General features: G+C 69.9%; 10 protein-coding genes. 3 read left to right on the top strand and 7 right to left on the bottom strand.

The window, feature by feature from the left end; genetic code table 11:
* Window positions 1-149: 149 nt before the first annotated feature.
* A complete protein-coding gene (gene rarD, locus ACIRD7_RS28355; RefSeq protein ID WP_403457991.1) occupies window positions 150-1103 on the bottom strand; it encodes an EamA family transporter RarD in 954 nt (317 codons plus the stop codon).
* Between the two features lie 201 nt (window positions 1104-1304).
* On the bottom strand, window positions 1305-2159 hold the full coding sequence (locus tag ACIRD7_RS28350; RefSeq protein WP_403457990.1) for an SDR family oxidoreductase: 855 nt from the start codon (window positions 2157-2159) through the stop codon (window positions 1305-1307).
* A gap of 89 nt (window positions 2160-2248) precedes the next feature.
* Between ACIRD7_RS28350 and ACIRD7_RS28345 the strand changes: the two genes are divergently transcribed.
* From ACIRD7_RS28345 to ACIRD7_RS28335, 3 genes are all read left to right on the top strand, one after another.
* A complete protein-coding gene (locus ACIRD7_RS28345; RefSeq protein ID WP_403457988.1) occupies window positions 2249-2656 on the top strand; it encodes a winged helix-turn-helix transcriptional regulator in 408 nt (135 codons plus the stop codon).
* Window positions 2657-2884: 228 nt separating this feature from the next.
* A complete protein-coding gene (locus tag ACIRD7_RS28340) occupies window positions 2885-3451 on the top strand; it encodes a DUF6082 family protein (RefSeq protein WP_403457986.1) in 567 nt (188 codons plus the stop codon).
* 134 nt (window positions 3452-3585) lie between these two features.
* Window positions 3586-3768, top strand: coding sequence for a hypothetical protein (locus ACIRD7_RS28335; RefSeq protein ID WP_403457984.1), 183 nt, complete (start codon window positions 3586-3588; stop codon window positions 3766-3768).
* 55 nt (window positions 3769-3823) lie between these two features.
* Here the strand turns inward: ACIRD7_RS28335 and ACIRD7_RS28330 are convergent, their stop codons facing one another.
* The 5 genes from ACIRD7_RS28330 to ACIRD7_RS28310 form a co-directional block, all read right to left on the bottom strand.
* Window positions 3824-4903 carry a 2-oxoacid:ferredoxin oxidoreductase subunit beta gene (locus tag ACIRD7_RS28330; RefSeq protein ID WP_403457983.1) on the bottom strand — a complete coding sequence of 360 codons (1080 nt, stop codon included), beginning with the start codon at window positions 4901-4903 and terminating at the stop codon, window positions 3824-3826.
* On the bottom strand, window positions 4896-6824 hold the full coding sequence (locus tag ACIRD7_RS28325) for a 2-oxoacid:acceptor oxidoreductase subunit alpha (protein WP_403457982.1): 1929 nt from the start codon (window positions 6822-6824) through the stop codon (window positions 4896-4898). Before ACIRD7_RS28325 ends, ACIRD7_RS28330 begins: the two co-directional genes overlap by 8 nt.
* Window positions 6825-7097: 273 nt before the next feature.
* Window positions 7098-7796, bottom strand: a complete 699-nt coding sequence (locus ACIRD7_RS28320; RefSeq protein ID WP_383420530.1) for a LuxR C-terminal-related transcriptional regulator — start codon at window positions 7794-7796, stop codon at window positions 7098-7100.
* A 270-nt stretch (window positions 7797-8066) separates the two neighbouring features.
* Window positions 8067-9431, bottom strand: coding sequence for a sensor histidine kinase (locus ACIRD7_RS28315; protein WP_403457981.1), 1365 nt, complete (start codon window positions 9429-9431; stop codon window positions 8067-8069).
* A gap of 123 nt (window positions 9432-9554) precedes the next feature.
* Window positions 9555-10763, bottom strand: a complete 1209-nt coding sequence (locus tag ACIRD7_RS28310; protein ID WP_403457979.1) for a sensor histidine kinase — start codon at window positions 10761-10763, stop codon at window positions 9555-9557.
* Between the last annotated feature and the right edge of the window lie 274 nt (window positions 10764-11037).

Raw genomic sequence — 11037 nt, 5'->3', positions numbered from 1 at the left:
GGCGCGTCGGGCGTCCAGGGCGGTCGACGTCGTAGGGGGTCGGCGTCGGGCGCGTCGGGCGTCCAGGGCGGTCGACGTCGTAGGGGGTCGGCGTCCGGCGCGTCAGGTGTCCACGGCCGTCGACGTCGTACGGGGGCAGCGCCAGCGCGTCAGGCGTCCACCGCGGCGGACGCCGGCGTCTCGGCCTTCGGGATGCTCATCGCCGCCACCCTGCTCCGCCGCGCGGAGCGCCACGCGTCCGCGGTGAGCAGCGTCAACGCCAGCCACACCAGCGCGAACCCGGCCCACCGCTCGGCCGGCATCGCCTCGTGGAAGTACAGGACGCCGAGCAGGAACTGGAAGACCGGCGCCAGATACTGGAGCAGCCCGAGCGTCGACAGCGGCACCCGGATCGCGGCCGCGCCGAAGCACACGAGCGGCAGGGCGGTGACGACGCCGGTGGCGGCGAGCAGTGCCACGTGCCCGGGTCCCTCCGAGGTGAGCGTCGACTGTCCCTGCGCCGACAGCCAGGCCAGATACGCCACGGCGGGCAGGAACTGGATCGCGGTCTCGGCGGCGAGCGACTCGATGCCGCCGAGGTTGACCTTCTTCTTCACCAGTCCGTAGGTGGCGAACGAGAACGCGAGGATCAGGGAGATCCACGGCGGCTGGCCGTACCCCACGGTCAGCACGACCACGGCGGCGAAGCCGACCCCGACCGCCGCCCACTGCACGGGCCGCAGCCGCTCCTTGAGGAGCAGCACACCCATCGCGATCGTGACGAGCGGGTTGATGAAGTACCCGAGCGAGGCCTCCACGACATGGCCCGTGTTCACGGACCAGATGTAGACGCCCCAGTTGACGGTGATGACCCCGGCGGCCACGGCGATCAACGCCAGCCGCCGGGGCTGCCGTATCAGCTCACCCGCCCAGGCCCAGCGGCGTACGAAGAGCAACGCGCCGATGACGAAGACGAGAGACCAGGCCATCCGGTGGGCGAGGATCTCGATCGCGCCGGCGGGCTTCAGCAGGGGCCAGAAGAGGGGGACCAGTCCCCACATGCCGTAGGCCGCGAAACCGTTCAGCAGCCCCATCCGCCGCTCACCCCTGGACGTCCCGGTCACGGCCCCTCCTTCATGCCTTGCGCGGCCGCGTCCCTACGTCGGCCCGCACGAAGGTAACGCCGAAAGCCCCCGCGTGTCATGCCCGTATCGCCATACGGTCATGACACGCGGGGTGGGGTGGGCCCGAGGCGCCCAGGGGGGAGTCGGCGCCTCGGGCGGCCTGCGGGAACCGTGCGCCCCCGCGTCTCCCCTCGGTGGGGCTCAGCCCTTGAGCGCCGCCGCGATCGCCTCGGCGATCGGCGTGGTCGGACGGCCGGCCAGTCGGGAAAGGTCTCCGCTGTCCACCACCAGCTCGCCCTTCTCCACGGAGGCGTCCACACCGGCGATGATCGCGGCCACCGGCTCCGGCAGCCCGGCGCCGGTCAGGATGCCGGTGTACACCTCGACGCTGACGGGGTTCTCGGCGATCTCCTTGCCGGTCTGCCGGCTCAGCTCGGCGGCGTACTCGGCGAAGCTCCAGGCGGTGTCGCCGCCCAGCTCGTACGTCTGGTTCTCGTGCCCCTCGCCGGTCAGCACGGCGACCGCGGCGGCCGCGTAGTCCGCGCGGGAGGCGGAGGAGACGCGGCCCGCGCCGGCGGCGTGGGTGACGGCGCTGTGCTCCAGGACCGGGGCGAGGTTCTCGGTGTAGTTCTCGTGGTACCAGCCGTTGCGCAGCAGGGTGTAGGGCAGGCCGGACTCCAGCAGCAGCTTCTCGGTGGCGCGGTGGTCGTCGCCGAGGGCGGCGGTGAGGCTGCCGGGGGCGCTGGTGTACGCGAGCAGGGCGACGCCGGCGGCCTTGGCCGCGTCGATGACGGCCTTGTGCTGACCGACGCGGTCGTTGCCGACCTCGCTGCCGGATATGAGGAGCACCTTGTCGCCGACGGCGAAGACTCCGTCGAGGGTCTCGGGGGCGCTGTAGTCGGCGACGGCCAGGCGCACGCCGCGTTCGGCCAGGTCGGCGGCCTTCTCGGGGGTGCGGACGACGGCGGTCACCTGGTCGGCCGGAACCTTCTCCAGCAGCTGCTCCACGACGTGGCGGCCCAGGTGTCCGGTGGCTCCGGTGACGACGATGCTCATGATCAGAACTCCTTGTGGGGTGCGGTGGCACTAACCCTAGGAGGTGCGCTAACTCTGTGAAAGTACCCACTTTGAAGTAAGGTACTGGTATGGCAGTAAGCAGCGTGGAGAGTGCGACGACCGGCAAGTACGACACCGGCGAGCAGATGTGCCCCTACCGCCTGGTCCTGGAGCACGTCACCAGCCGCTGGGGCGTCCTGGTTCTGATCGAGCTGCTGGACCGCCCCTACCGCTTCAGCGAACTGCGCCGCGCCATCGGCCGGGTCAGCGAGAAGATGCTGACCCAGACCCTCCAGACCCTGGAACGCGACGGCCTGGTCCACCGCGACGCCAAGCCGGTGATCCCGCCCAGGGTCGACTACTCGCTGACCGACCTGGGCCGCGAGGCGGCGGAACAGGTGCGGGGGCTGGCGGGGTGGACCCAGGAGCGGATGGCGGAGGTGCAGAAGGCGCGGGAGGTGTACGACGCGCGCAAGGGCGGCTCTGAGCAGGGGTGACGTTAGCTCCGTGCCTCGCTCGAAGGAATGCCGACGGCGCCTGGGGGCACACATATGTCGGGGGGCTGGTCGACATGCCAGGCACGTCCTTCCATGCGCCCCCTCTCCGCCTTCCGCGCTGCCTTGAGTCGCCGGGCACGCTGGTGCCGGAGTGCAACGCCCACCGCGCACCTGCCCACGAAGCCGCCCTTCGGTGCGCGGGCATCGGATCCAGGGGGAATGCTTGACATGGCCACACAGACTCCGCCTGCGCGGGTTGGCAGGATCGGTTCTGCATTCTCGGCCGGAGTCGGTCTGACGCGCGCGCTCTTCGCGCGCGGCCGCCGCCGTCAACGCCAGGAGGAGATCCTGTTGGAGCTGCTCAAGCAGCTCACACTGATGACTCAGGAGATCCACCGGGCGAATCTCATTCAGCAGTACCGGCTGACCGTGGAACAGATGGACCGGGCCATCGGTGATCCGTCCCTGGCCGACGCGGGCAGCACGCTGACGGGGTTACCCGAAGGCAAGCGGCGTCAGATGATCTTTGCTCATCGGCAGTACGGAAACCTGCTTCTGGCGTACCGCGTCCGCGCCTGCGACTGGGACGAACTCATCGGTCACGTACGGGTATTGTGCCGAAACGAGGTGTTTGCGGAGTACTGGGATCGCACGGCCGAGCATCGCAGAAGCCTCCCGGCGGACTCGGAGGAGGCGAAGGTCGGAGCAGCGGTCGACGTCATCCTGGAGGAACTGGCGGATGACCCGGATGAGTGGTGGATCGTGGGCCCGTCCACAGGGCAGTCACACCCCTAAAGGATCTTGGAGTAGCGTGACCGGATTGTGTCCGGTCACGGCTGGAAGAGGCCCCATTGCTGCCCCGCGAATTCTCAGCGCTCACCGTCGTCCGCCGCATCGGCGACCCGCCCAAACTGCGGGGCAGTCAAACGATGGAGACGTGTCCGGACATCTTCGAACTGAGCGACGGTAGCTTCGCCGTCATCGGCACCGAAGCCACGGCAGACCTCGACTCGCTGCTCCCCCCGGACGCCGCCCGAGCCGATTACGAGCGCATCGTCGTGATCAGCCGCGAGACCCTCGTCCGCGCCAAGCGGGACATCCCGGACGAGTGAGCGACAAGGGCCTGGGTGCCGTAGCGGTCCCAGGCCCTCGCATGCCGGTTGCCGGTCAGCCGACCACCGTCCACGTGTCCCCGCCCGCCAGCAGCGCGCCCAGATCCCCCTTGCCGTTCTGCTCGATCGCCGTGTCCAGCTGGTCGGCCATCTGCGTGTCGTAGACCGGGCGGTCCACCGCGCGGAACACACCGATCGGGGTGTGGTGCAGGGTGTCCGGGTCGGCCAGCCGCGACAGGGCGAAGGCCGTCGTCGGGGAGGCGGAGTGGGCGTCGTGGATCAGGACCTGCGACTCGTTGTCCGGGGTGACGGTGACGACCTTCAGGTCGCCCGTCCGGGCGTCCCGTACGACGCCGCGTGAACCGTCGGCGCCGAAGCGGATCGGCTGCCCGTGCTCCAGGCGGATCACCGCCTCCTCGGCCTGCTGCTTGTCCTTGAGGACCTCGAAGGCGCCGTCGTTGAAGATGTTGCAGTTCTGGTAGATCTCGATCAGCGCCGTGCCCTTGTGGGCCGCCGCCTCGCGCAGCACCTGGGTGAGGTGCTTGCGGTCGGAGTCCACCGTGCGGGCCACGAAGGACGCCTCCGCGCCGATCGCGAGGGACACCGGGTTGAACGGGGCGTCCAGGGAACCCATCGGCGTCGACTTGGTGATCTTGCCGACCTCGGAGGTGGGGGAGTACTGGCCCTTCGTCAGGCCGTAGATCCGGTTGTTGAACAGCAGGATCTTGAGGTTGACGTTGCGGCGCAGGGCGTGGATGAGGTGGTTGCCGCCGATCGACAGCGCGTCGCCGTCGCCGGTGACGACCCAGACGCTCAGGTCCCGCCGACTGGTGGCCAGGCCCGTCGCGATCGCGGGGGCGCGGCCGTGGATGGAGTGCATCCCGTACGTGTCCATGTAGTACGGGAAGCGGGAGGAACAGCCGATGCCCGAGACGAAGACGATGTTCTCCCTGGCCAGGCCCAGCTCCGGCATGAAGCCCTGGACCGCGGCGAGGATGGCGTAGTCACCGCAGCCGGGGCACCAGCGCACTTCCTGATCGGACTTGAAGTCCTTCATGGACTGGCGGGCCTCGGCCTTGGGGACGAGCGAGAGCGCCTCGATCGTGCCCGTGCCTTCCGCGGACGTCTCAGGCATCGATGGCCTCCTTGAGAGCCTTGGCAAGCTGTTCCGCCTTGAACGGCATGCCATTGACCTGGTTGTACGAGTGGGCGTCCACCAGGTACTTCGCCCGGACCAGCGCGGCGAGCTGGCCGAGGTTCATCTCGGGGATCACCACCTTCTCGTAGCGCCCGAGTACCACGCCCAGGTTGCGCGGGAACGGGTTCAGATGACGCAAGTGCGCCTGCGCGATCGACTCGCCGGCGTTGCGCAGCCGGCGGACCGCCGCGGTGATCGGGCCGTACGTCGATCCCCAGCCCAGCACCAGGGTCTTCGCCTCGTGCGGGTCGTCGACCTCCAGGTCCGGGACCTCGATGCCGTCGATCTTCGCCTGGCGGGTGCGGACCATGAAGTCGTGGTTGGCCGGGGCGTACGAGATGTTCCCCGTGCCGTCCTCCTTCTCGATCCCGCCGATCCGGTGCTCCAGGCCCGGCGTGCCCGGGATCGCCCACGGCCGGGCGAGGGTCTGCGGGTCGCGCTTGTACGGCCAGAAGACCTCGCTGCCGTCCTCCAGCGTGTGGTTCGGGCCCTGCGCGAACTGCACCGTCAGATCCGGCAGCTCCTCCAGCTCCGGGATCCGCCAGGGCTCGGAGCCGTTGGCCAGATAGCCGTCGGACAGCAGCATCACCGGGGTGCGGTACTTCAGCGCGATCCGCGCGGCCTCCAGAGCCGCGTCGAAACAGTCCGCCGGCGTGCGCGGGGCGACGATCGGAACCGGCGCCTCGCCATTGCGCCCGTACATCGCCTGGAGCAGGTCCGCCTGCTCGGTCTTGGTCGGCAGACCCGTCGAGGGCCCACCGCGCTGGATGTCGATCACCAGCAGCGGCAGCTCCAGCGACACCGCGAGGCCGATGGTCTCCGACTTCAGCGCCACACCCGGGCCGGAGGTCGTGGTCACCGCCAGCGAGCCGCCGAACGCCGCGCCCAGCGCCGCGCCGATGCCGGCGATCTCGTCCTCGGCCTGGAAGGTCCGCACCCCGAAGTTCTTGTGCCTGCTCAGCTCGTGCAGGATGTCCGAGGCCGGGGTGATCGGGTACGAGCCCAGGTACAGCGGCAGGTCCGCCTGCCGGGACGCGGCGATCAGCCCGTAGGACAGCGCGAGGTTCCCGGAGATGTTCCGGTAGGTGCCCACCGGGAACGCCTTCGTCGCCGGGGCGATCTCGTACGAGACCGCGAAGTCCTCGGTCGTCTCGCCGAAGTTCCAGCCCGCCCGGAACGCCGCCAGGTTCGCCTCGGCGATCTCCGGCTTCCGCGCGAACTTCGTACGCAGGAACCGCTCCGTGCCCTCCGTCGGCCGGTGGTACATCCACGACAGGAGGCCGAGCGCGAACATGTTCTTGCTGCGCTCTGCCTCCTTGCGGGTGAGGTCGAACTCCTTCAGGGCCTCGACGGTCAGAGTGGTCAGCGGCACCGGGTGGAGGCTGTAGCCGTCGAGCGAGCCGTCCTCCAGCGGCGAGGAGTCGTAGCCCACCTTCTGCATCGCCCGTTTGGAGAACTCGTCCGTGTTGACGATGATCTCGGCCCCGCGCGGCAGATCGGCGATGTTCGCCTTCAGGGCCGCCGGGTTCATCGCCACCAGCACGTTCGGCGCGTCGCCCGGCGTGAGGATGTCGTGGTCTGCGAAGTGCAGCTGGAACGAGGACACACCCGGCAGGGTTCCGGCGGGGGCGCGGATCTCGGCGGGGAAGTTCGGCAACGTCGACAGGTCGTTGCCGAAGGACGCCGTCTCCGAGGTGAAGCGGTCGCCGGTCAACTGCATACCGTCGCCGGAGTCCCCCGCGAAACGAATGATGACCCGGTCCAGCCGGCGGACGTCCTTCGTCCCTGCCGGTTTGCGCTGCTCTCCCACGACGGCTTCGTCGGCCTGCTCCGATGGGCTACTGACCTGGCTGGTCACTGAACTGGACCTCCTTCGAGGCGGCTGTCTGGGCATGGCCTTCCCGCAAGCCTTCCCAGGATCAACCCTACGTCCGCAAAGGTCGCCCTCCCTGGGCCATTCGCAGGACGGACATGGATTTGAGACGCTTCGCCACCCAGACTTGTCATGATTTACACGCCCCCCGGCGCTGCTTCTGAAGACGCTCCCCGCTCTTTGTTCGGTTGCCGTGCGCGCGTCCGTCCGGTGGATGCCCCGAGCGGTCACCCCCTTGAGTGACACGGGGTCGGTCCGTCAGGAGTTCAGGTAGGTGAGCACCGCGAGCACGCGCCGGTGGTCCCCGTCGCTCTGGGACAGCCCGAGCTTCAGGAAGATGTTGCTGACGTGCTTCTCGACGGCGCCGTCGCTCACCACCAGCTGCCGGGCGATCGCGGAGTTGGTCCGTCCCTCCGCCATCAGCCCCAGGACCTCGCGCTCCCGCGGGGTGAGCCCCGCGAGCACGTCCTGCTTGCGGCTGCGCCCCAGCAGCTGGGCGACGACCTCCGGGTCCAGGGCCGTACCGCCCTGGGCCACCCGCACCACCGCGTCCACGAACTCCCTGACCTCGGCCACGCGGTCCTTGAGCAGATAGCCGACGCCCCGGCTGGAACCGGCCAGCAGCTCCGTGGCGTACCGCTCCTCCACGTACTGCGACAGGACGAGTACCCCGAGTCCGGGGTGTGCCTTGCGCAGCAGAACGGCGGCCCGCACCCCCTCGTCGGTGTGCGTCGGCGGCATCCGCACGTCCGCGACCACCACGTCCGGCAGCTCGCCCTGTCCGTCCAGCTCGGTGATGGTCTTCACCAGCGCTTCGCCGTCCCCGACCCCCGCCACGACCTCGTGCCCACGGTCGGTCAACAGCCGGGTCAGCCCCTCCCTGAGCAGCACCGAGTCCTCGGCGATGACCACCCGCACCCTGTCCTCCACGATCCTCGGCCCCCCGAGCCTTGGCATTCGGCCGAGCGTGCCCCGGCCCTGTCGTCCTCGCGAGCTCAGTATCCCGCGATCTGCTCGTCCTCACCGGGCCTGTGGATAACCCGTCGACGGCGGTTCGGATCGCGCGGGCACGATGGGGACCTCGGACGCATGCTCATGCGCGTGCTCAAGGGGTGTTTGCAGACAAACGGGTATCCGGCTCCGAGCCAACCGGAGCCGGATACCTGACTCAGTGATCCCGGGGATCTCGGTGACCCGCCCGCGGATCTTGATGACCGAACAGTGGGACTAAACGGTCCGCCAGGGCAGTTCCGCCGTGATCCTGGTCGGTCCCCCGACCGGCGAGTCCACCACCAGGATTCCGTCCACCGCGTCCAGGCGCTCGGCCAGCCCCGACAGCCCCGAGCCGCGGGAGGTGTCCGCGCCGCCGATGCCGTTGTCCACGACCTGCAGCATCAGGCGGTTCTCCACCCGCCACACGTCCACGGCCGCCCAGGTGGCCCGCGAGTGCTTGCTGATGTTCTGCAGCAGCTCCGACACCGTGAAGTACGCGATCCCCTCGATCGCCGGCACCGGACGTTCCGCCAGATCGACCTGGACCTCCACCGGCACGGTGCAGCGCGAGGCGACCGCTGACAGGGCCGCGTCCAGCCCGCGGTCGGTCAGGACCGCCGGGTGGATGCCGCGCGCCAGATCGCGCAGCTCCTGCAGCGCCGTCTTCACCTCGCCGTGCGCCTCGTCGACCATCCGGGCCGCGGCCTGCGGATCCTCCGCCAGCTTCTCCTTCGCGAGGCCGAGATCCATGGCCAGGGCCACCAGCCGGGCCTGGGCGCCGTCGTGCAGGTCGCGCTCGATGCGCCGCAGGTCGGCGGCGGCCGTGTCGACCACGACACCGCGGTCGGACTCCAGCTCCACCACGCGCGTGGCCAGCCGCGAGGGCCCGAGCAGGCCGTGCACCAACACGCGGTCCACCATCGTCAGGGCCCGCACGATCCAGGGCGTGGCCAGCGTGAACAGCAGGCCCACCAGCGCGGTGACCGTGATCTCGAACGGGTTGTCGAGGTAGAAACGGTGCGTCTCGTCGCCGTAGATCTGCAGACCGTCCTGACCGGCCCACATCGGGAAGACCCAGAACCACAGCGGATACGTCAGCAGCGCCCAGCCGTACGCCCAGACGTTCAGGGCGACCACGAAGGAGAACGTCGCCCACGGCAGGTGCAGCACGGCGTACAGCAGGGACCGCCACGACGTGCCGCTCTTCAGTACGGCACCCATCCACCCCATGAAGCCGCGCCGGCGTATCCGCAGCGGCTCCGGCTCGGCCACGTCCAGGTGCAGCAGCGCACGCGCGCGTGCCCGCTCCAGCGAGCCGAAGCCCCGGCAGCCAGCCAGGCCCGCCGCCAGCACCGGGATGCCGAGGAACGTCACCAGCAGGCCCACGCCCAGCGACACCATCGTGACCGCGTAGACGAACAGCATCAGGCTGATCGGGAAGCTCAGGAGCACATACCCGAACTCGCGCCAGCTGCGAGCCTCGAACGGCGCCCGCAGCCCGGCGGGCAGCCGATGCCGTCGCTCGCCGCCGTGCTCGGGGAGGCCGCGCTCGGGGAAACCGAGCCCGTGCCCGTAGCCCTGTCCGTAGTCCGTGGCCATCGGTGTCGTCCGTTCTCCTCGTCCCGTCAGCCCCGCGGGGGCTGTGCCGTCGTACCTCCACCCTCCTCGACCGCGGGTCCCCGGAACATGGAGGCCGTCGGCGTCTTGAACGGGGGGTTTTCCCTACCCCTGCCCGGGGGCCCGGTCCCGCCAGGGCAGCTCGGCCGTCACGGTGGTGGGGCCGCCGCGCGGGGACTCGATGACGAACAGCCCGTCCACGGCCTCCAGCCGGTCCGCGAGCCCGCGCATGCCGGTGCCGCCGTCGAGGCGCGCGCCTCCGCGCCCGTCGTCCCACACCTGGATCAGCAGCCGGTCCTCCGACCGCCACACATCCACGGACGCCGACTTCGCCGCACTGTGCTTGCTGACGTTCTGCAGCAGCTCGGAGACGGTGAAGTAGGCGATGCCCTCGATGGCCGCCGCCGGCCTGGACAGCAGGTCGACCGTCACCTTCACCGGCACCGTGCAGCGCGAGGCGACCGCCGAAAGGGCCGCGTCCAGGCCGCGGTCGGTCAGTACGGCCGGGTGGATGCCGCGCGCCAGATCGCGCAGCTCCTGGAGCGCCAGCTTCACCTCGCCGTGCGCCTCCGCGACCATCGAGGCCGCCGTGTCCGGGTCCTCCAGGAGCTTCTCCTTCGCCAGGCCCAGGCCCATGGCGAGGTTGACCAGCCGGGCCTGGGCGCCGTCGTGCAGGTCGCGCTCGATGCGCCGCAGATCGGCGGCCGCCGTGTCCACGACGACCCCACGGTCCGACTCCAGTTCGGCGATACGGCGCTCCAGCTCGTCGGAGGGCGACAGCAGGCCCCGCACCATCGCCCGGTCCGCGTTCGCCAGGCCCCGCGCGATGAACGGCAGCACCGGCCACAGCACGAACAGCGAGGTCAGCGTGATGACGAAGGTGAGGATGCCCCAGGGCAGCCGGATGAATTCGTACAGGGTCGTGCGCCAGCCGACCGGGTCCTTCAGCGCCTGCCACAGCTGCGGGAAGAAGCCGTCCTTGCCGCCGCGCAGCGGCAGCGGACTCGGTTCGTCCACCCGCACCCCGAGCAGCGCACGCGCGCGTGCGCGCTCCATCCTGCCCAGCTGCCGCGCGCCCACCAGCCCGGCCGCGAGCAACGGGAACCCGATCACCGTCACGGTCAGCAGGGCGCCGGTGAACAGCACCACCGCGACATAGACGAATCCGAGCAGCGACAGCGGAAGGTTCGCCAGGAGATGCGCGATCTCCCTCCAGGTGTGCCGGTCGTAGGCGAAACGGGCTGGTGGCAGCGGCGGCTGCTCGCCGCCGGACTGCCGGGCGGCGTCCCGCGAAGGGCTGGGGCGTTCGGTCATATGGGCTAGCGTGCCGCGCGGTGCGCCCCAGCGCCATGGAGCGGGCCGCCGCGATCTGCGGGGGAAAACCCCACCCCTACGACCGACCGCGTGGCCTACCCCCGCGTCTCGACGAGATCTCAAGGCGTGACGGGCTGCTTACGGTCTCTTTAGCAGGGCCTAGACTCCCGTGCGTACAGATCGTCGAACAGCGGTGGCCCTCGGGACAGCGGTGTTCCTCGGGAACAGCGATGTTCATCGCGCACAACGGTGTTCATCGCGAGCAATGGTGTTC

Origin of the sequence: Streptomyces sp. NPDC093568, from assembly GCF_044764945.1 — a bacterium.
Lineage (GTDB): Bacteria > Actinomycetota > Actinomycetes > Streptomycetales > Streptomycetaceae > Streptomyces.
This window is presented reverse-complemented; position numbering and strand designations above follow the sequence as displayed.

Coding starts and splice junctions, on each gene's coding strand:
- ACIRD7_RS28320 (WP_383420530.1), bottom strand. CDS start 7,796: ATGCCAAGGCTCGGGGGGCCGAGGATCGTGGAGGACAGGGTGCGGGTG.
- ACIRD7_RS28345 (WP_403457988.1), top strand. CDS start 2,249: ATGGCAGTAAGCAGCGTGGAGAGTGCGACGACCGGCAAGTACGACACC.
- ACIRD7_RS28310 (WP_403457979.1), bottom strand. CDS start 10,763: ATGACCGAACGCCCCAGCCCTTCGCGGGACGCCGCCCGGCAGTCCGGC.
- ACIRD7_RS28340 (WP_403457986.1), top strand. CDS start 2,885: ATGGCCACACAGACTCCGCCTGCGCGGGTTGGCAGGATCGGTTCTGCA.
- ACIRD7_RS28350 (WP_403457990.1), bottom strand. CDS start 2,159: ATGAGCATCGTCGTCACCGGAGCCACCGGACACCTGGGCCGCCACGTC.
- ACIRD7_RS28315 (WP_403457981.1), bottom strand. CDS start 9,431: ATGGCCACGGACTACGGACAGGGCTACGGGCACGGGCTCGGTTTCCCC.
- ACIRD7_RS28330 (WP_403457983.1), bottom strand. CDS start 4,903: ATGCCTGAGACGTCCGCGGAAGGCACGGGCACGATCGAGGCGCTCTCG.
- ACIRD7_RS28335 (WP_403457984.1), top strand. CDS start 3,586: ATGGAGACGTGTCCGGACATCTTCGAACTGAGCGACGGTAGCTTCGCC.